The sequence below is a fragment of the uncultured Rothia sp. genome (genome assembly GCF_963555405.1).
GTDB lineage: Bacteria > Actinomycetota > Actinomycetes > Actinomycetales > Micrococcaceae > Rothia.
Genome location: NZ_CAUVVO010000009.1, coordinates 21,075 through 46,599, shown reverse-complemented (window position 1 = coordinate 46,599; position 25,525 = coordinate 21,075). Strand labels below are relative to the sequence as shown.

Annotated in this window: 14 protein-coding genes; 7 read left to right on the top strand and 7 right to left on the bottom strand. The window is 58.1% G+C overall.

All coding sequences use genetic code 11. The annotated features are described in order from the left end of the window. Positions 1–50 precede the first annotated feature (50 nt). Positions 51–713, bottom strand: coding sequence for a biliverdin-producing heme oxygenase (locus RWL87_RS06830; RefSeq protein ID WP_313969350.1), 663 nt, complete (start codon positions 711–713; stop codon positions 51–53). Between the two features lie 235 nt (positions 714–948). On the opposite strand from RWL87_RS06830, the gene RWL87_RS06825 reads away from it, so the two are divergent. From RWL87_RS06825 to RWL87_RS06795, 7 genes are all read left to right on the top strand, one after another. After that, the gene (locus tag RWL87_RS06825; RefSeq protein WP_313969349.1) at positions 949–3,279 is read left to right on the top strand and encodes an HtaA domain-containing protein; all 2,331 of its coding nucleotides are present in this window, start codon (positions 949–951) and stop codon (positions 3,277–3,279) included. A 184-nt stretch (positions 3,280–3,463) separates the two neighbouring features. Next, entirely contained in the window at positions 3,464–4,627 is a 1,164-nt protein-coding gene (locus RWL87_RS06820; protein WP_313969348.1) for an ABC transporter substrate-binding protein, read from the top strand. Then, positions 4,627–5,706, top strand: a complete 1,080-nt coding sequence (locus RWL87_RS06815; RefSeq protein WP_313969347.1) for an iron ABC transporter permease — start codon at positions 4,627–4,629, stop codon at positions 5,704–5,706. Before RWL87_RS06820 ends, RWL87_RS06815 begins: the two co-directional genes overlap by 1 nt. Further along, positions 5,703–6,473 (top strand): heme ABC transporter ATP-binding protein, encoded by a 771-nt coding sequence (locus tag RWL87_RS06810; protein WP_313969346.1) that lies wholly within the window; start codon positions 5,703–5,705, stop codon positions 6,471–6,473. Before RWL87_RS06815 ends, RWL87_RS06810 begins: the two co-directional genes overlap by 4 nt. Positions 6,474–6,731: 258 nt before the next feature. Continuing rightward, entirely contained in the window at positions 6,732–9,290 is a 2,559-nt protein-coding gene (locus RWL87_RS06805; protein WP_313969345.1) for an HAD-IC family P-type ATPase, read from the top strand. 537 nt (positions 9,291–9,827) lie between these two features. Continuing rightward, complete coding sequence (locus RWL87_RS06800; protein ID WP_049340269.1) at positions 9,828–11,900, top strand: glucose PTS transporter subunit IIA; 2,073 nt, start codon at positions 9,828–9,830, stop codon at positions 11,898–11,900. 197 nt (positions 11,901–12,097) lie between these two features. Further along, on the top strand, positions 12,098–13,126 hold the full coding sequence (locus tag RWL87_RS06795) for a dihydrodipicolinate synthase (RefSeq protein WP_313969344.1): 1,029 nt from the start codon (positions 12,098–12,100) through the stop codon (positions 13,124–13,126). Positions 13,127–13,295: 169 nt separating this feature from the next. Here the strand turns inward: RWL87_RS06795 and RWL87_RS06790 are convergent, their stop codons facing one another. The 6 genes from RWL87_RS06790 to RWL87_RS06765 form a co-directional block, all read right to left on the bottom strand. Continuing rightward, positions 13,296–14,999, bottom strand: coding sequence for an ABC transporter family substrate-binding protein (locus RWL87_RS06790; protein ID WP_060823969.1), 1,704 nt, complete (start codon positions 14,997–14,999; stop codon positions 13,296–13,298). Between the two features lie 249 nt (positions 15,000–15,248). After that, positions 15,249–16,955, bottom strand: coding sequence for an ABC transporter family substrate-binding protein (locus RWL87_RS06785; protein ID WP_049361841.1), 1,707 nt, complete (start codon positions 16,953–16,955; stop codon positions 15,249–15,251). Positions 16,956–17,285: 330 nt separating this feature from the next. Then, positions 17,286–18,995 carry an ABC transporter family substrate-binding protein gene (locus RWL87_RS06780; RefSeq protein WP_313969343.1) on the bottom strand — a complete coding sequence of 570 codons (1,710 nt, stop codon included), beginning with the start codon at positions 18,993–18,995 and terminating at the stop codon, positions 17,286–17,288. Between the two features lie 442 nt (positions 18,996–19,437). Next, positions 19,438–21,138 (bottom strand): ABC transporter family substrate-binding protein, encoded by a 1,701-nt coding sequence (locus RWL87_RS06775; RefSeq protein WP_313969342.1) that lies wholly within the window; start codon positions 21,136–21,138, stop codon positions 19,438–19,440. 403 nt (positions 21,139–21,541) lie between these two features. Further along, positions 21,542–23,275 carry an ABC transporter family substrate-binding protein gene (locus RWL87_RS06770; RefSeq protein WP_313969341.1) on the bottom strand — a complete coding sequence of 578 codons (1,734 nt, stop codon included), beginning with the start codon at positions 23,273–23,275 and terminating at the stop codon, positions 21,542–21,544. Positions 23,276–23,643: 368 nt separating this feature from the next. Then, positions 23,644–25,344 (bottom strand): ABC transporter family substrate-binding protein, encoded by a 1,701-nt coding sequence (locus tag RWL87_RS06765; protein ID WP_070833343.1) that lies wholly within the window; start codon positions 25,342–25,344, stop codon positions 23,644–23,646. Positions 25,345–25,525: the final 181 nt, after the last annotated feature.

Here is a 25,525-nt window from a genome sequence, read left to right as displayed (position 1 = left end):
TCCGCCCCTTTTGTTATGCCCGCAGGCTTGTGCGTTGAGGTGTTCGGTGTTTATGCCTCGGCGACCTTGCGGCCCAGCTGCGCGAACAGGGAGGCGTTGATGCGGAAGCCTTCGATGCACTCTTCAATGAGGGCTTCGCGCTGTTCGTCGGTCAGGGGTGCGTTGTCGAGCAGTTCGCGGTAGCCGTCCTTGAAGACCTTGGGCTTGGGCAGTTCGGTGAAGCGGTACATGCTCAGCGCTTCTGCGGGGATGCCGTAGTGGCGGGTGACCAGCGCTGCGACTGCCTGGCCGCCGGAGAGGTCGCCGAGGTAGCGCAGGTAGTGGTGTGCGAGGTAGCGTTCGGGGGAGTTGATGGTGGCGCGGATACGCTCTACGTATTCTGCGGTTGCGGGCAGGGGCGCGTCGATGTCGCCGTCCTGGCCGAGTGCGCGGATGTCTGCGCGGATGTATTCTGCACGGTCGAGGCCGGGGTGGGTGAAGGGTTCGGTGATGAGGCTGGGTTCTGCGCGGTAGTGTTCGGAGACTGCCTCGAGTGCTTCGTAGATGTGCACGTACTGGTTGATGAGGCGCAGGTATGCCTCGGTGTTGAGGGAGCCGCCCATGAGGTCTTCCATGAAGGTGGAGTGTTCGGCGTTGTCGTGGACGTGCTTGGTGCTTTCCTTCAGACGTGCGGAGAAGCGTTCCTGAGTGGTTTCGGGGGCGGTAATAGTCATGGTGAGTTCCTAAAGTGGCTTGTGGGTGGACAATAAAGGTTTTGATGACACCGTGTCACCAAACTGTTAATGACATATTGTCACCAAAAACCGGTTTTGGCAATAGTTCTCATAAAAAATTTGCTAAGGTAAACCTTATGAACAAGTCACCCTAGGCATTAAGTTACACAAACATAGGCTAATAGGGCTAGACTTGATACGAACACCACAATCACAAAATCCAAGGAGACACCGAATGTCTACCCCCTCTCTCACCAAGCGCACTTGGGCGTTCTTGGCTTCGGCAACCATCGGCCTCAGCGGCGTCGCCGGCGTACCCGCAGCCTTCGCAACTGAAACCAACTCCCACGTCAGCGCCGGTGAGGTAGCCGCAGCCTCAGAGCAGAGCCTGCAGGACGTCACCGTCAACTGGGGCCTGAAGAAGTCCTTCCGTTCCTACATCAACGGTCCCTTCTCCCAGGGCTCCCAGGAACTGACCGGCGTCACCACCAACGAAGACGGCTCCTACCACTTCACCTCCGCCAAAGGCACCGTAGCCAACGGCGAATACTCGGTCACCTTCACCGGCTCCTCGATTCACTACACCGCTCACCACGGTCTGCTGGAAGTCATCATCTCCGACCTCTCCGTCACCATTAAGGACGGCGTGGGCACCGTGCGCGCCAACGTTCAGTCGCGCCCCTACAACGGCAACACCACCCCGAACGACCTGGTCGAAACCAAGAACATGACCCTCGGCACTTTCAATGCCTCCGGTCTGAAGGTTGAGGGTAACACCATCACCCTGCCCAGCGTTGACGAGGAAAACGGCACCCGCGTCAAGCTTTCCGAAGAGGCAACCGGCGCCTTCGCGGGCTTCTACAAGGCAGGTCAGGAGCTGGATGCGCTCGGCTTCTCCGCAACCATCGTGACCAAGGAAGCACCCGCGCCGAGCCCTGAGCCCAGCACTGAACCCAGCGCCGAGCCGAGTGCTGCGCCGACCGCAGAGCCCAGTAGCGAGCCCTCCTCCGCACCGACCAGCGAGGCACCCAAGCCCGCCGAGCCCACTTCTGCAGCACCGAGCGCGGCACCCACCTCCGCGGCACCCTCCTCCCCCTCCGCAACCACCGAACCCAAGCGTGAAGAGAAGGTCACCGGCAACGTCGTCGAGTCCGGCACCCTCAGCTGGGATATCCGCGAGTCCTTCCTGAAGTACCTGACCAGCTTCGCGCACGGCTCCGTGAACGTTGACGGTCTGGAGAAGACCGCGGCAGGCGGCCTGAAGTACACTCAGGCATCCGGCGTGTACAACCCCGAAACCAAGACCGGTCAGATCAACTTTGCGGGCACCGCAGAGTTCACCGGCCACAACGGTCAGCTCAAGAGCACCATCAAGAACATGCGCCTGGTCATCGTCAACGGCAAGGGCACCCTGGTCGCTGACGTTGACGCACTGACCCGCGACGGTAAGTCCGTCTCCAAGACCGGCTTGGCTATCGCCGAGGTGGACCTCTCCGGCGCGAGCGTGAAGGACGGCGTCTTCTCCGCACAGAACGCGGCAGTCGCACTCACCGATGAAGGCTCCGAGGTTCTCTTCGCGGGCCAGTACCGCGGCTCCGACAACGCCATGGCACCGCTGAGCTTCTCCGTGAAGCTCAGCGAACAGACCGCAGAGAACACCGTTGAGGTTCCGCGCGTCTCCGAGAACAAGGGTTCTGAGAACGGCTCGTCCGATAACGACTCCTCGAGCTCCACCGGCAACTCCGGTTCTAACGGTTCGGCTGGCGCCTCCGGCAGCGTTTCTAACGGCGGTTCCTCCTCGAATGCTTCTGTCAGCAACAACCCGGCACAGCCGGTCTGCGTACCCGTCACCCGCACCCGCGAGGTGCAGGAGCAGGGCGCATCCGATGGCACCATTAAGAGCGCTAACCTCGGCTGGGGCGTGCGTGATTCCTTCCGCAACTACGTGCGCGGCGGCATCGCGAACGGCAGCTGGGAGCTGAACGGCACCTCCTACTCTTCGGATGCGTTCAACTGGTCTAACGGCACCGGCACCTTCAAGGGCGGTAAGGGTTCCATCTCCTTCAGCGGTTCGGTTCGTTTCACCGGCCACCACGGCATTCTGGACACCACCATTGCGAACCCGCGCCTTGAGATTAACGGCAATACCGGTACTCTCTACGCGACCATGACCAGCAATGACCCCTCCGGCAAGGCAACTAACTACGGTGAGGTGGCACTGCTGAAGGTGGATCTGTCCGGTCTGCAGAGCTCCGCTGACGCTGTGAGCGTCAACGGTGCGGCAACCACCCTGACCGCTGAGGGTGCGAAGGCATTCGCTGGCTTCTACGAGGCCGGTAAGGACATGGCTCCGCTGAGCTTCTCCGCTGCGATTAACGGCGCTAAGACCACCACCAAGACCGTGACCGAGACCGTCTACGAGGGTGAGGGTTGCGACCCGGTCACCGGCAAGCCCCTGGCTTCCACCGGTGCGTCCGGTGTTGAGGGCACCCTGGTTGCTGGCTTCATCGCTGTTGCAGCCGGTGCGGGTACCGTCGTGTACACTCGCCGCCGCAAGAAGGCATAAAGGCACCTCACGAGGATGCCCACACTGTCGGCTCGCCTGTGAGGCTCAACCATGAGGTTCACCAGTGAGCTGACACGGTCCGTGCGGGGGTGCAGACTTTCACTGCACCCCCGCTTCGGGTGCCAGGTTTTGCCCCGGCGCCTACCCCAGTTTTTCTAGCTCCCTTTTTCTCTGCGAGACGACGATGTTTTCTTCCCTTTCTTCTTCTGCCCTGAACCGCCGCGATGCAATGAAGTATGCAGCGTTCTCCATCACCTCCGCGTTCCTGCTGAGCTCTTGCGGTGTGGGTACTCAGAACCCGGCCGCTTCTTCAAGCACTTCGCAGGCTGTGGTGGATGAGCAGAGCACCCGCACTGTTTTGGAGAACCTGGCGGATCAGCTGCGTTCTTCCATTGCCCCTGATCAGAAGGCTCTGCGCGGCCCCAATAGCGCGGCGGATACCCCCGAAATTCAGCCGATGGTCGATACCCCCACTCCCGCTTTCCCGGTGACCTTCAAGGATTTCAACGGCACCGAGGTGACCGTTAAGTCCGCTGACCGTGTGCTGGCTCTGGACCTGTACGGCACTCTGGCTCAGCAGATGATTGCGTTGGGCTTGGGCGGCCGCCTGGTGGGTCGCGTCACCTCCTCGACGGAGCAGTCGCTGGCTCATCTTCCGCTGGTGACTCAGAACGGTCACGATCTGAACGCTGAGGCGATTCTGGCAACCTCCCCGGACCTGGTGCTGTGGGATAAGAGCAACGGCCCGATTGAGATTGTGGACCAGCTGCGCGCTGCGGGTGTGACCGTGGTGGTCTTCGACCATGAGCGCCGTATGGATAAGATCATTCCGCAGCTTAAGGCTGTGGCGCAGGCGCTGGGCGTTCCGGAGGCGGGCGAGCAGGTTGCAGCCCGCGTGCAGAAGGACCTGGATTACGCTCTGCAAGTGCTTAAGGATGTTGCTCCGAAGGGCGATCAGCAGGTGTCGTTTGCGTTCCTGTACGTGCGCGGTACCGCTGGCGTGTTCTTTGTGCTCGGTAAGGGCTCGGGCGCTGATGATTTGATTCAGGCTATTGGCGGCAAGGACGTGGCGTCTGAGCAGAACGCGACGAACATTATTCCGGCGACCAGTGAGGCGCTGGTGAAGCTGAACCCGGACGTCATTCTGACTATGAGCGGCGGCATTAAGTCCACCGGTGGTTTGGATGGTTTCTTGGCTCGCCCGGGTGTGGGTGAGACGACTGCTGGCAAGAATAAGCGCATTATTGATATGGGTGACGGCCAGATTCTGTCCTACGGCCCGAATACTCCGGCTGTGTTGCTGTCGCTGGCTAAGGCTGCGTACTCGACTCCTGCGGGGGGCCAGTAGTGGCTGCCGTGAAGGGTGCGGCGGGTGCGCGGGATTATCGTGCTTCGCGTCGGCGTCGTGCCGGTCTGACGTTTACGTTTTTGGCGGTGGCGCTGTGCGCTGTGATGGTGTTGTCGGCAGGCTTGGGTCAGTACAATATCCCGATTGATCAGGTGGTTTCTTCTGTGGGCCGCCGTCTGGGTTTTGTGCCGGAGAACCCGGCGATGCAGCTTGCCGATAGCACCCTGTGGAATATCCGCTTCCCGCGTGTACTGTTGGGCGTGCTGGTGGGTGCCGCTTTGGGTACTTCCGGTGCGGTCATGCAGTCGGTGTTTGGTAACCCGCTGGCTGAGCCGGGCGTGATTGGTGTTTCCTCGGGTGCGGCGGTTGGCGCGTGTTTGTCGATTGTTTTGAACCTGCAGTTCTTCGGTATTTTCACGACCCCTGCGTTCGCGTTTGTGGGTGCGCTGGCGGCTACTGCGCTGGTGTATTTCCTATCGCGTTCTTCGGGCCGTGCGAAGGTCCTGTCAATGATTTTGACGGGTATTGCGGTGACCGCGGTGGCGAATGCGATTATTGCGTTCCTCATGTTCATTGCTGATACGACGAGCCGTGATCAGATTGTGTTCTGGCAGATGGGTTCGCTGAACGGCGCCACGTGGAAAGCTGTTGCGAGCGTGTGGCCGGTTATTCTCATCGGCTTGGTGGCGTGTTTCGTGATGGCTTCTTCGCTGGATGTTCTAGCGTTGGGTGAGCGCGCGGCGCAGCATTCGGGTGTGAACGTGGAGCGCCTACGTGCGGTGTCTATTGCGGCTACGGCTTTGTTGACCGGTGCTGCGGTGGCGTATGCGGGCATTATTGCGTTTATTGGCCTGATTATTCCTCACCTGTTGCGCATGATTTTGGGTCCGTCGAATCGCGTGCTGTTGCCGGCATCGGCGTTGGGTGGCGCACTGTTGATTGCGCTGTCTGATTTGGGTGCGCGTACGCTGGTGCCTTTTGCTGATTTGCCGATTGGTATTTTTACGGCTCTGGTGGGCGGCCCGACGTTCTTTGTGCTGTTGCGTCGTTCCCTGGGCCAGGGCGGAGGTGCTTCGTGAGTGAGTTGTTGAGCCTTTCTGGCGTGTCTTTTAACGCTGGTGGGCGCCAGATTCTGAATGATGTGTCTCTGTCGGTTTCTGCGGGCGAGGTTGTGTCACTGATTGGCCCCAATGGTGCCGGTAAGTCCACTCTGTTGGGTGTGATTGCTGGCGATATTGCCCCGAGTAGCGGTGAGATTCTGCTGGATGGCGCCCCTCTGGGTTCGATTCCTGCCCGTCAGATGGCTCGTCAGCGTGCGATGCTGCTGCAGAAGTTGAATGTGGCGTTTTCGTACACGGTGCACGAGGTGGTTCAGATGGGCCGCACCCCGTGGAAGGGTACGGAGCGCGCTGAAGAGGATGATGCCGTGGTCGCTTCGATGATGGAGCGTACGTCGGTGACTCATTTGTCGGATCGCGATATTACGACTCTGTCCGGTGGTGAGAGTGGCCGCGCGCATTTGGCGCGTGTGTTTGCTCAGCAGACTCCGCTGATTCTTTTGGATGAGCCGACTGCGGCCTTGGACATTACGCATCAGGAGCAGACGTTGCGGGTGAGCCGTGAGTTGGCTGCTGAGGGTGCCGCGGTGTTGACGGTGCTTCATGACCTGGATGTGGCGGCTGCGTATTCTGACCGTATGGTGTTGTTGCGTGGTGGCGAGGTGGTGGCTTCGGGCACCCCTGAGCAGGTGTGTTCGGCGGAGTTGTTGTCTGAGGTGTATCAGCATCCGATTGAGGTGTTGAGGCATCCGGTGACGAATCGTTTGTTGATTCTGCCAAAGCGCTGACCTGCCGGAGCGTTAATCCTGATTGCGTGCTGATTCTACAGAAGCGTTAGCGAACCGCTCCGCAAACACTTTCTACCTCAAAATATGCCAGTATTCGCATATATTAAATCTCCGTTCTGGATTGGCTGTAACTATCAGCTCATTACAGGGCGGAGATTATCTTTATCCCCGCTTGCACGGATACACTGAAAGGTAGTGTCCGCAATGCTGAACTATATTCAGTTCTGCATTCCACCCATTCGAGAAAGAGACCCCTGCATGGATCCTCAGCAGAAAACGGCAACGGCTGCCGTTGCCGGCTACATTCCCGAATATTCTGAAACACCGCATAGCGGATCTTTCGATATTGCCCAGCACGGTTTGAGTAGCGATGATGTTGCTCGCCTGACTGCTGAGGGTAAGGTCAACACCCAGAACAATAAGTCTTCCCGCACGCTGTGGAGCATTATGCGTGCGCACCTGTTCACGGTCTTCAACTTTGTGTTGGGTGCCTGTGGCGCTGTGGTAATCATGTACCAGCGTTGGGCTGATTTGCTCTTCCTGGCGGCTGTGATTGCTAACGTGGTGATTGGTTTTGTGCAGGAGTACAAGGCGAAGCTTGAGCTGGACCGCATCTCTCTGCTGGACCGCTCCCCCGCGACCGCTGTGCGTGACGGTAAGAGCGTTGAGGTTCCGATGGAGCAGCTGGTTGAGGGTGACGTTGTCATCCTTAAGCGCGGCGATCAGGTTCCCGCGGACGCTATTGTGCTCACCTCCGATTCTTTGGAGCTGGATGAGTCCCTGCTGACCGGTGAGAACGACCCGATTGCTAAGCGCCCCGGCGATATGGTGCTGTCGGCGTCGAGCGTGCTGGGTGGTACCGGCCGCGTCCTGCTGTCGCATGTGGGTGCGAATTCTCGTGCAAGCAAGATTTCTGACGAGGCGCGCCAGTTCTCGCGTATTCAGTCTGAGCTGCGTGATGCGCTGAACCGTGTGGTCCGCTGGATTACGGTGGGTCTTGCGGTCATTATTCCTGTGGTGTCGTGGGGTCAGATTCAGGCCGCTGGCGGCCTGGAGACCGTGCAGCAGAACCACCTGTGGGAGCAGGTTTCTATTGCTGTGGTGTCCTCGGTTGCTTCGATGATTCCGCAGGGCCTGGCACTGATGACTACTCTGGCGTTTGCGGCGGCGGCTGTGGCGCTGGGTCGTAAGCACAACATCCTGGTGCAGGAGCAGCCTGCGGTTGAGGTGCTGGCTCGTGTGGACGTGGTCTGCTTCGATAAGACCGGCACCTTGACTGAGGGCGGCGTGATTTTTGATTCGGTGCGCCCGCTGGACACCGTTGCTGAGGCTGAGGGCCCCGACGCTGACTCGGCTGAGCACACTTCCTGGCGTGCTTCTCTGCCTGCCGGTTGGAATGAGGCGCTGGCATGGTTCGGTCACGATGAGAACGCAAACCCGACCGCTGCGGCTCTGACCGGCGGTTTCCCGGATGCTTCCTCGGCGTCGGTGAGCGGTATTGTGCCGTTCTCTTCGGCTCTGCGTTTTAGCGCAATTGAGTTTAAGGATTCGGGTGCGTGGCTTCTGGGTGCTCCGGAGGCGCTTCTCGCCAAGGGTAGCGCTGAGCGTGAGCGTGCCGCCGAGTTGGCGGCGTTGGGTCTGCGCACGATGGTTTTGGCGCATGCTTCTGCGGTGGTTCGCAATGAGAAGGATGAGCCGATCCAGAAGATCCCGTCGGATGCTGCCCCGGTTCTGTTCGTGATTTTCCGTGAGAATGTGCGTGCGGATGCGCCTGAGATTGTGGAGTATTTCCACCGTCAGGGCGTGACCCTGAAGGTCTTCTCGGGTGATAACCCGTTCACTGTGGCTGCGGCTGCGAAGACTGCGGGCATGGATACTTCCGCTGGTGCGGTTGATGCGTCGACTCTGCCTGAGGACGGCCCGGAGCTTGCTGAGGCTGCGGCTACCCACAATATTTTCGGTCGTGTGTCGCCCGAGCAGAAGAAGAACATGGTGATTGCGCTGAAGGAACGCGGCCATGTGGTGGCGATGACCGGTGACGGCATTAACGACGCTCTGGCGCTCAAGCATGCAAGCTTGGGTATTGCGATGGGTAACGCGGCTCCTGCGACGAAGGCTGTTTCTCGTCTGGTTCTGCTGGATGGTAAGTTCTCGTCGCTGCCGGCTGCTCTGGAGCAGGGCCGTCAGGTCATTACGAACATTGAGATGGTGGCGAACCTGTTCTTGACGAAGACCGGTTTCGCGATTCTGCTGGGTGTTCTGTTCAGCCTCTTCGGTTTGACCTTCCCGTTCTTGCCGCGTCAGTACTCGACCGCTGACTTCTTGATTGTGGGTGCGTCGTCCTTCGCGTTGACTCTGCTGCCGAATTCGCGCCGTTACGTGCCGGGCTTCTTGCGCCGCGTGCTGAATTACACGGTCCCGAACTCGATTATTGTGGTTGCGATGCTGTTGGCGGTGACGTTCACGGCTCGTGGCATGGGCGTTGAGGATATCCGCCAGATTCAGACGGCTTCGTTCATCACTCTGGTGATGATGGGTCTGTGGAACTTGGCTGCGGTGGCTCGCCCGTTCAACCGTGCTCGTATTCTGCTGTTTGGTGCGTTGCTGGCGGTGTTCTTCGCGGCGCTGTTCGTGCCGGTTCTGGTGGAGTACCACCAGTTCGTTACGGTGCTTCCGCATCTGCTGTGGACTGCGATTGGTGCTGGCGCCCTGGGTGCGGCTCTGATTGAGGTGAATGCGCATCGTAACCGCCGTTGGCAGAAGCGTCATTACCCTGAGCTGGAGGTTGCTCCGCTGAATTTCTTCCCGGCTAAGTAGTTAGTCGTAAGGTAGCTGCTTCGGTAGCGTGTGGGCCCCGTATCCTGTGGATGCGGGGCCCTTTCGCGTCTTTAGGGGCACGCGGTCGGGCGCGTGCCAGAGCGTTCCGGAGCCAGCTGGGGCACCCCTACTAGCACTACCGGTGGTGTGTCCCAGCTATCACTTGAGTGAAACATTTAACAGGTTCTGATAGCTTTTCTCTCTCACCTTGCTCTTAACCTGGGAAAACCCTTAGAGTTACAGGGAACTATTTGAGAAGGGAAACCTTCTTCAGGGTTGTTACTGGTTTGGCAGGCAAGACCTGAGTTACTCAACACCGTATGGGACGGCAGTTTGTATCTGCCGATAATCCCCTCTATTTGCTGTACCGAAGCTCCATAGTGGGCACGAGTGTAGTGCTTCCGGTGGTCGAGAGACTCGGGTCTTTTGTGTTTTCTGGACGTGTTTTCCGGGGCTTTTTCGGCTACCGCAACGTCAGGTAGGCACAGCCTCCGGCAACAACCGTATAGACATTGACCGCATATCTAAGGAAGTATCGTGAATAACCGCGAACTTGGCGAGAAGATTCTTGACGGCCTGGGTGGCCCCGAGAACATCGCGCACATTACTCACTGTGCAACCCGCCTTCGTGTCACTCCTGTGTCTAACGATGCAGTGCAGAACAAGAAGATTGAGAGCCTGCCCGGCGTTCTCTCTGTGATTGAGCAGTCCGGCCAGACTCAGGTTGTTCTGGGCGAGCGCGTTGAGGCTGTGTACAACGAGATCAACGCTCTGCCTTCTATGTCCGGCCACGCTGAGGGTGACACCAAGGTTGAGGCTGAGGGCAAGAAGTCTGGCTGGCTTACCAACGTCTTCGACGTTCTGTCTGACTCCTTCCGTCCTCTGCTGTGGGCGCTTCTGGGTACCTCGATGATTCTGACCCTGATTGTGTTCCTGCAGCAGCTGGGCTTCTTCGGTCAGTACACTGACTTGACCGGTCAGAGCGTGAACATCGACATCATTAACGGTGCTCGTGTGGCTGACCCGGAGGCTGCTAAGGCTCTGAACACCCAGTGGATGCAGCAGTTCGCTTTCTGGTACATCCTGAAGGCTGCTTCGCTGTCGGTTCTGAACTTCATGCCCATCATGCTGGGCGCTACCGCTGCTAAGCGTCTGGGCGCGAACATGTGGGTTGGTGCGGCTATCCCCGCTGCGCTGATGACCGGTACCTTCACCGATCTGACTGCTCTTGCTGACCCCGCCACTAAGATTCTGAACGTTCCGTTCTTCGGTATGGATTTGCCGCTGTACGCATTCAGCTACACCGGTCAGGTCTTCCCCCCGCTGCTGGCTGTTGCTCTGCTGGCTCCGTTTGAGCGCTTCCTGAAGAAGGTTATTCCTTCGATGCTGCAGATGGTGTTCGTGCCGATGATTTCGGTCATCGTTCTGGTTCCGGTGACCGCGTTCCTGGTTGGCCCCATCGGTATCGGTGTTGCTATGGGCATCTCTGACTTCCTGAAGATGGTTAACGACCAGGCTCCGGCTCTGGTTGGTGCTCTGATTGCTGGTCTGTACCTGTTCATGGTTCCGCTGGGTCTGCACTGGCCGCTGAACGCTGTCATGATTAACAACCTGCAGACCATGGGTACTGACTTCATTCAGTCCCCGATGGGTGCTTACAACTTCGCTGTGTTCGGTGTTGTGACCGGTGTGGCTATTAAGGCTAAGCACGACCGCGAGCTGCGCCAGACCGCTGTTGGTGCGTCGATGTCCGGTCTGCTCGGTGGTATTTCTGAGCCGTCCCTGTACGGTGTTGTGCTCCGTTACAAGCGCGTGATTCCGATTATTCTGGTTCCCGCTGTTATTGGTGGCGCTACCATTTCCTTCCTGGGCGTTAAGTCCTACGCGTTCGCGTTCACTTCGCTGCTGTCGATTCCGGCTATGCAGCCCTCGTACCTGTACGTGATTGGTCTGGCTATTGCGTTCTTCGGCGCTATGACCGGTGTTCTGCTGTTCGGTTACGAGTCGAAGGCTGACGCTGTAAGGCACGCTGCGGAGCGTAAGGCTGAGGATGCTGAGGCCGCTCCTAAGGCTGAGGCTGTTGCCGCTAAGGCTGCTCCGGCTGCTGCCGCTACTGCGACCGCCGCTGCTGCACCCGCTGCTTCCGCTGGTGAGGTCATTGAGCTGCACGCTCCGATTGAGGGTACTGCTGTTGCTCTGTCTGATGTTCCGGACCCGATTTTCGCTGCTGGCAAGCTGGGCGAGGGTGTGGCGATTGAGCCGACCGGTACCACTGTTGTTGCTCCCGCAGCCGGTAAGGTTGCTGCAACCTACCCCTCGGGCCACGCTGTGGGTCTGAAGCTGGAGAACGGCATTGAGCTGCTGATTCACGTTGGTCTGGATACCGTGAACCTGGACGGTAAGGGCTTCAGCGTGAAGGTTGCTAAGGGCGATGTTGTTGCTGCTGGCGACGCTCTGATTGAGTTCGATCCTGAGGTTATCAAGGAGGCGGGTTACCCGCTGATTACCCCGGTTATCGTGACCAACACCCGCAAGTTCGCTGAGGTTAAGGGTCTGCCGGGCGTTGCTCACCAGAACCTGAGCACTGTCCTGAAGGTGACCACTAAGTAGTTCGCTTTCTAGGCTCTAAGGGGCCCCACCATTGTGGTGGGGCCCCTTTCCTTTATACCCTGCTTCCTGATGTGCTGTTTCCTGATGTGCTGATTCTTTGGGCAGGGTTTGCTGGGGTTTAGGCACTAGCCGGGGGGGTATTTCTGCTAATGTAAGAATACGCTCAACAAGGAAGTTCTCAGGTGATATGGAGTACGATGATGTCTTCTGATACTAGGACGTGGGATACCGGAGTGTGGGAAGAGCAGCAAAAAGAGCTACGCGCTCTTTCTCCTGTTCGGCGGCTGATGCGCCGGCTCAATCTTGAGGCGCTCGTCTATGAGTCCGCGCCGTTCCCGGTTCTGTTGCGTAAGCTCTCCGCGCTGGTTCCCGCGTGCCTTCTGTGGTGGGTTATCTACGAGCCGCACCGGCTTGCTTCCTCCACCAGCCTCCCCGAGGGTACTCACGCTATTACACTGCTCCCCGGAGCCTGGGGTGACCCCGCTACGGGGGCTTATGGAGGTCTTCCTGAGCTACCGGGAGTCCTCGTGCGCTGGGTGCTGTGCATCGCGGCAATGGTGGCTGTCGTTCATCTCTGTGGCGTCAAGGCGAAGGGCCAGAGCTTCACCATTCCTCACGATGCGCGTTCACGGTTGATTGCGCTGATGCAGGCTCTGGGCATTTTCGGTGCCTTTGCGCTGGTCGTCTGGATTGAGTACATGATGACTCCGCTGACCCTCATGTTTGAAACCGTGTACGCGGGCCCCACCGCAGCCTATAGCGGCGACGGCATGATTCCCCTGCACCTGTTCCTGTCCTCGTCGTTGAGCGCTATTTTCTTGGGCTATTTCTGCGTGAACATTCTTGCCTCGCTGAATATCCCCGGGTACCTGGGCATCCCCGCAATTATTTACGTGGGGGCGCTTCCTTGGGCTCAGGCGGAGCGGCACCAGTTCACGTTGGCGCTGGCGTGGGTCATTGCGGTGACGCTGGTGAGTTGGCTTGTGCGCGGCATGTGGGGCACTCTGCTCGCCTGCGTGGGCTATTCTCTCTGGATTGTGCTGGTGGCAACCAGCGGTGATCCTTTTGACCTGTCCGCCAATATGAGCCGTGTGCTCGTGATTTTGGGTTTCCCGCTGGCGTTTATCGTTGCTGGAGGCGGCATTTACCGCATCTTCTATCTGCGGCAGAACCCGAAGATGCTGAGGTACCTGCAGGAGCGTGCCCTGTACCTGGGCGAGTGGTAGCAGCCAGTTAGAGTGGCGCTCCCCTAGTTTTTGTAATTACATATCCCGCTAATGTATCCAGCTAAAGGACGCAGAACAAGCGGGACAGAAAAATCCCGGGCACTCTCTCGTGAGAGTACCCGGGATTCTGTTGTCCTACAGGACGGCTAGAGCGTTACCGTAAGCGGTACTACTCCTGCCAGCCAACGTTGACCCAGTAGTCAGCGCTGGTGTAGCTCTGCTTGAACAGGGACGGACCGTAGTTCGCAACCTTAGCCTTGACAGCGGCGTACATCGGGCCGTTTGCGTAGGGCAGGTACACTGCGACCTTCTCGTAGTAGAGCTTCTCCGCCTCGTTAGCGATCTTGATGCGCTCGTCTTCCTTCTCGGTGTTCTGCAGCTTCTCGATGAGCTTATCAACTTCGGGGTCACCGACTCCGAACACCTCGGTGGTGAAGAAGTAGGGTGCCGAGGAAGCCAGGTCGGGCAGAACGCCCCAACCGGTGAAGATTGCTTCGTAGCTCTTCTGGCCGAGCACGGAGTTGGAGTTCGACTGCGGCTGGTTGTCAGCGCTCAGGCGGATACCTGCGGACTTCAGCTGCTGCTCCAGAATCTGGTAGACCGCCTGGTAGACAGCCTCGGAACCGAAGGAGGTCAGGGCGAAGCCAGCAACCTTGCCGTCCTTAGCGTAGTAGTCGCCGGACTTGGAGTAGCCTGCTGCCTCCAGAATCTTGCCAGCTGCCTGTGCACCGGTGTCACCAGCGTAGTTGTTCTGGTAGCCCTTCTGGAACGGCATTGCGATGATGGAGCCGGGCAGCGGCTCGGTCCAGCCGAGCTGCGAGAAGTATGCCTTAGCAATCTGCTCGCGGTCCACAGAAGCGAGGATTGCGCGGCGCAGTGCCAGGTCCTCGATGCGCTTGGGGTTCAGCTGAATGATGTTGACGTTGGTGTTCTGGCTCTGGCGAATCTCGGTGCCTGCCTGGCCCTTCACAGCGTTGTAGCTGGTTGCGCCAACGAAGGTGAAGGCGTCCAGTTCGCCGTTCTTGAAGCTTGCACGGATTGCTTCGGAGTCCATCTGACGCCAGATGATGCGGTCCAGCACCGGCTTCTCGCCCCACCACTTGTCGTTCTTGACCAGGGTGAGCACCTTCTGGGAGGAGTTCCACTCGCCAACCTTGAAGGGACCTGCCCAGTACTGGTCGAGGGGCTTGTCAACGAAGCCTTCGTTGAAGAGGTTGACGTCTTCCAGGGCGGGGTGGATTGCGAAGGCGCACAGACCCTCGGAGGGGTAGTACGGAGCCTTCATGGTGACCTTGACGTGGAAGTTGTCGCCGTCCACAGCCTCGATGCTCTCAACCTGCTGCCACATGGTGTTGTCGGTGATGTGGTAGGGGTTGTCGGTGGTTGCGCGGTAGACCTTCCACACGGCGCGAACAGCGTTCACGTCCATGGGGGTGCCGTCGTTGAAGGCAGCCTTGGGGTTGATCTTGAAGGTCGCGGTCTGCACGCCATCGACGGTCTCGGTCTTGTGCTCGGTGCAGAACTCGGGGTTGAGGGTACCTTCGCCTTCGGGGCTCATGGTGTAGAAGCCCATCACGGCGGGAATGTTGCAGGGTGCCAGAGCGTCCAGGTTGCTGGAGGTGTAGCCGCTCTGGGTCTGCAGGTTGAAGTTGGGGCCCAGGGCGGTAGCCGCGAGGGTCAGGGTGCCACCCTGCTTGAGGGAGGAACGGTCCTGCTTGTTGACCTGAAGGTTCTTCAGAATATCTTCAGCGTTGTTAGCGGCGCTACCGCCAACCTTTTCCTTCGAGCTGCCGCAGGCAGCCAGTAGACCAACGGTGCCGAGGGCAACGGTGCCGGTCAGGAGGGTACGGCGAGAGACAGACATGCTCTTCATGGAATTTCTCCTAGAGTATTCGCAGTGTTGTGGAGGCGGTACGCGAACGGTGCGTAACCCACACTCCAACCCGGCGGGAGGACAGTCTCTGCCGGGGTTGCGGGCAGAATGCCCACATTTGTTTTAAGTATATCCGTGCGACTCTCTTAGGAACGGGAAAGCGGCGTGCTACAGAAGGTTTTAATCCTTTTGTAACACGCCGCTGTAGCGCTTTTACCCCTTATGGAGTGTGTGAGCGGTGCTCAACGCTTAGTTTTGCTTCTCCCAACCGACGTTGATCCATACGTTCGGGTTGTAGTAGGGCAGGCCGAAGAGCATGGGGCCGTAGTTCGCCAGGCCCTTACGGCACGCCTTGAAGTTCGGGCCGTTGTGGGTGGGCACGTAGATGGCGACCTCGTCCAGGTGGCGCTTCTCCAGCTCGTTCATGATCTTGAGCTGTTCCTTCGGGTCCTCGGTGGACATCATGGTTGCTGCCAGCGAGTCCAGATCCTTACCGTGACCGTTGTTGGTCTCGGAGATGTAGAAGTAGTTCGCCGCATCCACCGGGGAGGTGGTGATGCCGTAGCCACCGGTCTTAATCGCGAAGTTCTTCGAGGAGATGATGCTCGACATTTCAGAGGCACCGTGGTTCTCGATGGTCAGTTCAACGCCGATTTCCTTCATCTGCTGGACGAGGAACTGCGCGGTGGAGCTGACAACCGGGTCGCTACCGAAGGTGATGACCGGGTAGGAGACCTTAGCGCCGTCCTTGGTGTAGTAGTCACCGGACTTGGTGTAGCCTGCGTCCTCAAGGATCTTGGTAGCGACGTCCTTGCCGAGCTTGGTCGGGTAGTTGTCCTGGTAGCCTTCCTGCATGGGCAGCATGCACATGGAGCCGGGCAGGGTTTCCTTCCAGCCGAGCTTCTCGTAGCGCAGCTTCTGCAGCTGCTCACGGTTGAGGGCTGCAACGAATGCGCGGCGGACGGGCAGGGGCACCTTTTCGGGGTTGATTTCGTAGTTGCCCACGCTGAGAGCGCTACCCTTGCGAATGTCGGTGTTTGCCACGCCGGAGAGCTCGTTGTAGGAGCTGAGGGTGCTGGCATCCACGTAGTCGATTTCGCCGTTCTTGTAAGCTGCCTGCTCTGCCTGGGAGCTCATTTCACGCCAGGTGATGCGCTCAAGAGCGGGCTTGGTGCCCCACCACTTCTCGTTGCGGACGACGGTGAGCACCTTGGAGGAGGAGTTCCACTCGCCGACCTTGAAGGGACCTGCCCAGTACTGGTCGAGGGGCTTGTCGTTCAGGCCGTCGTTGAAGAACTTGGGGTCGGCGAATGCCGGGTGCAGGAACGAGGTGAAGCTGCCTTCGATGGGGTACCAGGGCTTGGACATGGTGACCTTCACGTGGCGGGTATCGCCGTCCACAGCCTCGACGCTTGCGACCTGTTCCCAGATGGGCGAGGGGGTGATCTGGTAGTCCGAACCGGATGCCGCGGCGGTGTAGATGGTCTGGTAGCTCTTGACGGCGTTCACGTCGATGGGGGTACCGTCGTTGAAGGCTGCCTTGGGGTTGATCTTGAAGGTCACGGTCTGCACGCCGTCAACGGTTTGCGCCTTGTATTCGGTGACGTAGTCCTTGTTCATGTGCGACTCGCCGCGGAAGTCAGCGTAGAAGCCGCCGGTGAAGGCAGAGTTGATAGCCGCCTGAATATTCAGGTTACCGGCGGTGTAGCCGTTGGTGTTGAGGATGTTGAAGTTCGGGCCGATGCCATCAGCGCTCAGTCGCAGCTCGCCGCCGTCCTTGAGGGCGGAGCGATCCTTCTCGTTGTAGGAGACTGCCTTGGACAGGTCGTCACCGGCAGAGAGAGCGCTGGTTTCGTTCTTGGAGGAGTTGCCGCCGCAGGCTGCGAGCAGGCCGACGGTACCCAGGGCAACGGTGCCGGTGAGCAGGGTACGACGGTTGAGAGTGAAAGTGGTCATTAGTTTTCCTCGGTTAGGTGAGATGCTGAATTTTTGTACGCGGGGGAACACAACCCGCACATCTTTGTGACAGCACGCACATTTTGCATTGAGATTAGTATACACACATTTCCCACGCACTATGACCTAGTTCACCGTTTTAGGGAAAATATTTCAGCCAATCCCCGAAACCACCCCACCACAAACCCCCCATCAAAAACACAGAAAAGCCCCGCAGTACCCCGCCGCTGAGGCGGAATACCGCGGGACTTTACCCTCCAGAGCCTTATACCGGCGCCTCCGAAAATTCAGCAACTACCGAATAGGAATCCAGAAAATTAACATGTGGCTTTAGTTCTGCCAACCCACATTGACCCAGCGCTTGGGGTCGGTGTAGCTGGTTGCGAAGAGGGAAGGACCGTAGTTAGCCAGCTTCTCCTTCACAGCTACGTAGCTGGGGCCGTTAGCGTAGGGGAAGTAAATAGCGACCTTCTCCATGTGCTGCTTCTCAGCCTCAGCAGCCATCTTCAACTGCTCCTCGTGGGATTCCTTCTCGTAAATGGACGCGATGAACTTATCCAGCTCAGGATCGCCCACACCCTCGTTAATTTCGCTGGTGTAGAAGTACTGAACGCTGTCGGCGGGGTCAGCACCAATGCCCCAACCGGAGAAGGCGCAGTCGTACTGCTTAGCGCCCATCACGGAGTTGAACTGGGACTGCGGCTGGTTGTCCTGCTCGAGCTTAATACCTGCCGCCTTGAGCTGCTGCTCGAGGTTCTGGAACTGAGCCAGAGAGGTTGCATCCGAACCGAAGTAGGTGATGGAGAAGCCTGCAGTCTTGCCGTCCTTGGCGTAGTAGTCGCCGGACTTGGAGTAGCCTGCTGCTTCCAGGATCTTTGCCGCAGCCTCGGCGCCGGGATTGGACGGCATGTTGTTCTGGTAGCCCTTCTGGAAGGGCATAGCAATCATGGAGCCAGTCAGCGGCTCATCCCAGTTGATCTGGCCGAACTTGACCTTAGCCAGCTGGGAGCGGTCAACCGCGGCGAAGACTGCACGGCGCAGGGCGGTGTCGGTCACGCGGGTCGGGTTAAACTGCAGGTTGATCACGCCGACGCTCTGGCCTGAGCGAATCTGGACACCGGGCTGACCCTTGACAGCATTGTAGGTTGCCAGGCCAGCAAAGCCGATGCTGTCCAGCTCGCCATTCTTGAACGCTGCGCGCTCTGCTTCGTCGCCCATTTCACGCCAGATAATGCGGTCCAGCAGCGGCTTCTCACCCCACCACTTGTCATTGGGCACGAGGGTGAGGGTCTTAGCCGAAGAGTTCCACTCGCCAATCTTGAAGGGGCCGGACCAGTACTGATCCATGGGCTTGTTCACGAAGCCGTTGTTGAAGAGCTCCTTGTCGGTCAGTGCGGGGTGCAGACCGAGCAGGCCGAGGGTTTCGGCAGGGTACAGGGGCTTGGACATAACAATCTTGACGCGGGTCTTGTCGCCATCCACGGGGTCGATGGACGCCACCTGCTGCCAGAAGGGAGCGGCGATAACGTTGTAGCCGTCATCGGGGTTGCGGTAGACGGTCCACGCGGCGCGGATTGCCTCAACGTCAACGGGGGTGCCGTCATTGAAGACAGCCTTAGAGTTGAGCTTGAAGGTAATGGTCTGCACGCCATCAACAGTTTCAGCCTTGTAGTCGGAGACGTAGTCGTCATTGAGGCTGTATTCGCCAGCGGGGCTCAGGGAGGTAAAGCCGATGGCGGAGGGGATGTTGCAGGCGCCACCGAACGCGGTGAGGTTCTCGGTGGTGTAGCCGCTCTGGGTCAGAATGTTGAAGTTCGGACCGACTGCAGAGACGCTACCGCGGAACTCGCCACCCTGCTTGAGGGAGGAGCGGTCCTGCTTGTTGATTTCGATATTCTTGACGATTTCCTCGGTGCTTGATGCAGCCTTACCGCTGATCTTCTTGTCAGAGCCGCCACCGCATGCAGCGAGCAGGCCGACGGTACCCAGGGCAACGGTGCCGGTCAGGAGGGTACGGCGGTTAATACGTAGATGAGTCATGTGTTCTCCTCGTGCCGGAGGGCTCAGGTGCTATTCGATAAGCGCACCGTGTTGTGCGCCGATTTTTCGGGAGCGCCGAAGCTCCCGCCCATCACCTTTGTGAGAGCCCCCACATTGTTTGTGGTTGAAACACAGTATACCCCCAAAAGAAGCGACGCAGACCACAGTCCAATCCGTGGAAGAACTATACACCGTCTAAAAATCACGGGTTCAGCGCCTAAACCCGCATTATCACGCGGAAGCCGCGTGCGAAAACTAAAAAATGAAATATTATGTCGCATTAGCGCGCGAGCGCGTCACACCCGGTGCTTTGAGAGTCGTTACAAGTTACAAGCACAGCGTCGGGGCAGCTAAAGCGCGCTGAACCCTCCACAAGAAAAAGCTCCCCACCCCTATACGACACTGCGAAAACGTATAGGGGCGGGGAGCTTAAAACTGCGGCTTATGCCATCCAGCCAACCGTAGACCAGTCGGTGGTCTTGAAGAGGAACGCACCGTAGTTAGCGAGCTTCGGGCGGCATGCCTTGAAGTCCGGGCCATTGAGGAAGGGGATGAAGAGGCAAACCTCGCTCATGTGCTTCTTCTCAATTTCGTTGCACTTCTCGGCGCGCTTAGCGTCATCGAGGATGGTAACCATCTCGTCGACCATAGCGTCAATTTCGGGGGTTCCGACGCCGTTCCAGTTCTTCGAGGAGTAGAAGTACTCGGCAGCGCTGGTCGGATCGGAGGTCACACCGAAGCCCGAGATGCTCACGTCGTACTCGCGGTTACCGACAACCTTCGAGAATTCAGACTGCGCACGCGAATCGAGCTCGAAGTTAATGCCGATTTCCTTCATGCTCTGAATGAAGGTCTGTGCCTGACCCTTGGTGGTGGCGTCATCACCGAAGGTAGTCAGCTTCAGGGTGATGGTCTTGCCATCCTTCGCGTAGAAGTCGCCAGACTTGGTGTAGCCTGCGTTCTCCAGGACCTTGCGTGCTTCCTCCGGGCTACGTGCCGGGTAGTTGTCACGGTAGTACTGGGAGGAACTCAGCAGAAGCATCGAGCCGGGAACTTCTTCTTCGTAGGGCAGACCCTGGAAGCGAATCTTTGCCAGAGCACCACGGTCGATACCCAGGAAGATTGCCTTACGGACAGCAACATCGGTGATGTGCTGTGCGTTCAGGTTCATACCGCCGGCGAAGAGGCGGCGACCGCGGCGAATCTCAGAGTTCGCAACGTCCTTCATCTCGTTGTAGGCGCTGAGGGTACGTGCTTCCACGACGTCCAGTTCGCCGTTCTTATAGGCGGCGCGAGCTGCAGCGTCTGCCATTTCACGCACGACGATGCGGTCCAGCTTGGGCTTGTCACCCCACCACTTGTCGTTGGGCACAGCGGTGAAGGTCTTCTCGGAGGAGTTCCAGCCGTTGGGTGCCAGGGTGAAGGGGCCGCAACCGAGCTCGGGGTGGGGGTTGTCCACGAAACCTTCATTGAAGAGGTTTATGTCAAGCATTGCCGGGTGCAGGATTCCGCCGAAGAGCAGACCCTTGACGGGGTTGTGTGCGGTCTTGAAGACAACGCGTGCGTGGTAGCGGTCGCCGTCGATAGCTTCAACGCTTTCGATAAACTCGTAGATACCTGCAGCGCCAATCTTGTACGCCCCCTCGGGGTCACGCTGAATCTGCCAGGTTGCCTTGAGAGCGTCGATGTCGATGGGGGTGCCGTCATTGAAGACTGCCTTGGGGTTCAGGCGAACCTCGGCGGTGATCTTACCGTCTACTTCCTTCGCTTCAAAGCCGAGGCAGTAGTTGGGGTCGAGCTCATCTTCACCCTTGAAGGTGCTGCGCCAGATGCCGGCACCGGCGATAATGCCCATAGTTTCGGAGACGGAGGTGCTGGAGCCGTTCTGGGAGAAACGGTTGAAGTCCGGGCCGAGGGAGTAGGTGCTCAGGTTTAGGGTACCGCCCTGCTTGAGCTTCGAGGGGTCCTGCTCGTTGATTTCATAGAACGGGGTTTCGCTTGCCTTGTGCTCGGTCTTGGAGGATGAGGATCCACAAGCGCTCAGTACGCCGGCAGCAGCGACGGCGGTTGCGCCGCCGAACAGTACGCGGCGGCTCATGATGGGGTTGAATCCGGAGAGGGAGGGGAGGGACTGGGGGCTCATGACGGGCTCCTTGTGGGTGTGGACTGCGTTGATGCAGTGTTGGCAGTGTGGGTGGCTCCGCATGCTCGGGAGGCGGGGTGTCCGTCTGCAGGAGCGCCTGCTATCTGCGGTGATGGGCGGGCAGGTGAAGCCATGCAAAATAATGTGACTTAAAGCTATGTCCTAAGCCACATTTAATATTTTTAGTAGTGTACACCACATATCTCACCGCAGGTGCGCAACACGATAAATATTTCTAAATTATTACGCCCGAGCATATATCCACACCGCCAGAGCACGCTGCCAGAGCCTCCTACATCTCTGCACACCCGCCCCTCCCCCGCCTCCCAAAATAGCCAGCGGGCACAACAAAGCGGGCCGAATGCGCGCATACGCATTCGACCCGCTCATAGGGCAGAACCGATTAGGAGTTCATCCAACCCACGGCGGTCCAGTCCGTAGTCTTGTAGAGGCTCGGACCATAGTTAGCCAGAGTCTTCTTGACCATCACGAAGTCAGGACCGTTCGTAATGGTACCCAGGAAAGCAAACTCGGCCATGTGCTTCTTCTCAATCTCGTTGCAGGCGAGGTTACGTTCCTTATCGTCTTCCATGAGAGTCATGGCGTCGATCAGGTCGTCAATTTTCTTGCTACCGATACCCTCGCTGTTCTCGGAGTAGTAGAACTGCTTGGTACCCTCGGTGGCATCCGGGCTAGAGACCGAGTAGCCACTGAAGGAAATATCGTAGTCCCAGTTACCCAGAACGGTAGCGAACTCGCTATCAGCGTGCTGGTCAATCCGGATTTCGATGCCGACATCCTTCATCTGCTGAGTGAAGGTCTGAGCCTTACCCTTGGTGGTCGGGTCATCACCGAAGACCACCACTGCACAGCCAGCCTTCGCGCCGTCCTTCTCGTAGTAGTCGCCGTTCTTGGTGTAGCCGGCAGCTTCCAGGATCTTCTGAGCCTCCGAAACACTATTATTCGGGGTCGGGTAGGAGTCCTGGTAGTAGGGCGAGAAGGGCATGTGAATCATCGAACCGGGGATGGTTTCCTCGTAGGGCAGGCCCTGGAACTGAATCTTCGCAAGCGATTCACGGTTGGTGCCGGCAAAGATTGCCTTACGCAGGGCGGCATCCTTCACGCGGCGGGGGTTAATATCCAGACCACCGGCATAGAGGCGGGTACCCTTACGCAGTTCGGTACCTGCCACATTCTTCACCTCGGCGTAAATAGAGGAGGTGTTCGCACCAATAGCGTCAATCTCGTCATTCTTGAAGGCTGCACGCGAAGCGCTGGACTCCATCTGAGTAAAGACAATCTTGTCCAGCAGAGGCTTGGTGCCCCACCACTTCTCGTTGGGTACCACGCTGAAGGTCTTCGCGGTGGAGTCCCAACCCTTGTTAGCCAGAGTGAAGGGGCCCGCCCAGTACTCGGGGTGGGGCGCATCCACAAAGCCGTTATTGAAGAGCTCGACGTCTTCCAGAGCGGGGTGCAGAATCACGGAGAAGAGACTCTGCAGCGGGTAGTAGGGCTTGGAGAAGGTGACGGTTGCGCTGTAGTCATCTTCACCCTTTTCGACGGATTCAACGAATTCGTAGATACCGGGAGCAACGATGTTGTAACCGTTATCCAGGCTCTTGAAGACGTTCCAGGTGGACTGGAGCGCCTTGTAGGTGATGGGAGTTCCATCAGTGAAGACAGCCTTGGGATTGAGCTTAATCGCAACCTGAATCTTATCATCCTTCTTGCTGTGCTCGAAGGAGACAGCGAAGTCGGTGTTCAGCTTATAGGTACCGTCAAAGTCGAGGTTCCACAGGCCCGCCTGGCTAATGGTGCTCATAACGTTGACGTTATCGGTGGTGTTACCGCTCTGGGTGTGGAAGTTGAAGTTCGGGCCGATGGCACCGGCGGGCAGGCGCAGGGTGCCGCCCTTCTTGAGGCTGCTTACGTCCTGAGCGTTGATGTTGTACAGGTCTTCAATGTTGGCACCGGCGCCTGCACCCTTGGTCTTTTCGGAGCTTGCGCTGCCGCTGCCGCAGGCGCTAAGCAGACCGACAGCTCCCAGAGCCGCGGTGCCGCCAATAAGGGCGCGGCGGCTGAAGCTGTTCTTGGTCGCTTCGTAGCTACTCGCGGCGTATGCGGTGTTGGCGGTCATGGGAGTTGTTTCCTTCTGTTGTGAGCGGGCGGGTATTCCCCGTATTCCCGAAGTGATGATTATTTATGCATGACACTGCATAACTTTGTATAACTCCACTGTAACGCCTACCCGAGACAAAAACCAAGCATTTTCACAATATTTCTTAATATTTATCGTGCTTTTTGAATATTCATACTATGCATACGCTGTTTTTGTGCGAATTTTTCGGATTTTATCGGATAGCTATACTTCCGCTCCCCCGCATCGGTACATAAAAGCACCCAAAGCACCCCCTCCAGAAATGCAAAAAGTGTCCACCCGGATCATCCGGGTGGACACTTTCAATAGCTCTAGGCTAATCACCTAGTAGGTGAAGGGAAGAGGACTTACTTAGCCCAACCAACCTTCTCCCAGTGAATGCCGGTGCCCTGGAAGAGGGACACACCGTAGTTGTGCAGACCCTTCTTCACGAACTTGTACTCGGGGCCGTTGATGAGCGGAATCAGCACTGCGAACTCAGCCAGGTGCTTCTTCTCAATCTCGTTGCAAGCCAGGTTGCGTTCCTTGTTGTCAGCAATGAGCTTCATCTTTGCAATCATCTCATTGATCTCATCGGAACCGGCTTCCTCGGGCTTACGGCGCATGTAGAACTGCTCGGTAGCCTCGGTAGCATCCGGGGAGCTCGGAGCGAAACCGGAAGAGGTTGCGTCGTAATCCTTGGAGGCCATGGTCTTGTTAAACTCGCTAACAGCACGGGAGTCAAGCTCAGCATTAATGCCTGCAGACTTCAGCTGCTGAACCAGGGTCTGACCGACAGCCTTGGAGGTGGGGTCCTCACCGAAGATGGAGAACTTGAAGGCAGCCTGCTTGCCGTCCTTCTCGTAGAACTCGCCGTTCTTGGTGTAACCTGCCTCTTCCAGAATCTTGGCAGCTGCAGCAGCATCGTTGTTCGGAGTCGGGTAAACGTCCTGGTAGTACTCGTTGAAGGGCATGTGAATCATCGAGCCGGGAAGCTTCTCTTTGTAATCCAGGCCCTGGAAACGAATCTTGGCGAGAGCCTCACGGTTCAGACCAGCAACCACAGCACGACGCAGAGCAACATCCTGCATGCGGGCGGGGTTCATGGTCACGCCACCGGAGAACAGGCGAGCGCCTCGGCGAATCTCGGTGTTAGCAACTTCCTTGAGCTCATTGTATGCAGAAACAGTAGTAGCACCAATCGCATCAAGCTCATCGTTCTTGAATGCTGCGCGCTCAGCAGCGGAATCCATCTGACGGAAGACGATACGCTCCAGAACGGGCTTCTCACCCCACCACTTCTCATTGCGGGTCAGGGTCAGGGTCTTTTCGGTAGAGTTCCAGCCACCCTCGGCAATGGTGAAGGGACCAACCCAGTACTCGGGGTGCGGCTTGTCCACGAAACCAGTGTTGAAGAGTTCCTTGTCCAGCAGAGCCGGGTGCATAATGCCAGCGAAGAGGGTCTCCAGCGGGTAGTAAGGTGCGGAGAAAGTTACCTTCACCTTGAAGTCATCACCGTCGCGCTCCACGGAAGCAATGCTGCTGTAGATGCCGCTGGTACCAATCTTGTAGCCGCCATCGGTGCTCTTGAGGACCTCCCAGGTAGCCTGCAGAGCCTTGTAGTCGATGGGGGTACCGTCGTTGAACTTAGCCTGGGGGTTCAGCTCAATGGAGACAACGGGCAGACCGTTTTCTTCGGCGACATCGAAGCTCTTCGCAAAATCGGGAGCCAGAGTGCGCTTACCCATGGGGTCACCCTGCCACAGGCCTGCGTAAGCCACGGGGCTCATAGCAGTCTGGGTGTACAGGGAGTTGCCGTCCGCGCTGAAAAGGTTGAAGTCCGGACCAATACCGGGAATAGCCAGGCGCAGAGTGCCGCCATCCTTCAGCTCAGAAACAGCAGCCTCACCAAGGTCGTAAAGCTCCTTTGCATCGGTGCCCACGGTTGCGCCCTGGGTGGTTGCCTTGGAGTCCTTGGACGAGCCGCACGCAGCCAGTACGCCCACGGTACCCAGTGCTGCAGCGCCACCGAGAACGGTACGACGGTTCAGGATGAAATTCTTCTCCATGAGAGTGTCCTCTTATACGTTTGACCCTCAATAATCCCGCAGGAAAGCGTCAAGGATTCCCTGCTCATGCGCCGCCCAAAGGGTGCGGTGAGCGATGAATTAGTGCCGGTCTATGAATGTGTTCCTTCGGGTACGCCCCTAGCGGCGCGCCCATGGCTTAATTATGGCTTACAGCCCGCAG

Bases quoted from the DNA above. Each gene is read 5' to 3' on its own strand.
- RWL87_RS06830 (WP_313969350.1), bottom strand. From the start codon at position 713: ATGACTATTACCGCCCCCGAAACCACTCAGGAACGCTTCTCCGCACGT.
- RWL87_RS06825 (WP_313969349.1), top strand. From the start codon at position 949: ATGTCTACCCCCTCTCTCACCAAGCGCACTTGGGCGTTCTTGGCTTCG.
- RWL87_RS06820 (WP_313969348.1), top strand. From the start codon at position 3,464: ATGTTTTCTTCCCTTTCTTCTTCTGCCCTGAACCGCCGCGATGCAATG.
- RWL87_RS06805 (WP_313969345.1), top strand. From the start codon at position 6,732: ATGGATCCTCAGCAGAAAACGGCAACGGCTGCCGTTGCCGGCTACATT.
- RWL87_RS06795 (WP_313969344.1), top strand. From the start codon at position 12,098: ATGATGTCTTCTGATACTAGGACGTGGGATACCGGAGTGTGGGAAGAG.
- RWL87_RS06790 (WP_060823969.1), bottom strand. From the start codon at position 14,999: ATGAAGAGCATGTCTGTCTCTCGCCGTACCCTCCTGACCGGCACCGTT.
- RWL87_RS06785 (WP_049361841.1), bottom strand. From the start codon at position 16,955: ATGACCACTTTCACTCTCAACCGTCGTACCCTGCTCACCGGCACCGTT.
- RWL87_RS06780 (WP_313969343.1), bottom strand. From the start codon at position 18,995: ATGACTCATCTACGTATTAACCGCCGTACCCTCCTGACCGGCACCGTT.
- RWL87_RS06775 (WP_313969342.1), bottom strand. From the start codon at position 21,138: ATGAGCCCCCAGTCCCTCCCCTCCCTCTCCGGATTCAACCCCATCATG.
- RWL87_RS06770 (WP_313969341.1), bottom strand. From the start codon at position 23,275: ATGACCGCCAACACCGCATACGCCGCGAGTAGCTACGAAGCGACCAAG.
- RWL87_RS06765 (WP_070833343.1), bottom strand. From the start codon at position 25,344: ATGGAGAAGAATTTCATCCTGAACCGTCGTACCGTTCTCGGTGGCGCT.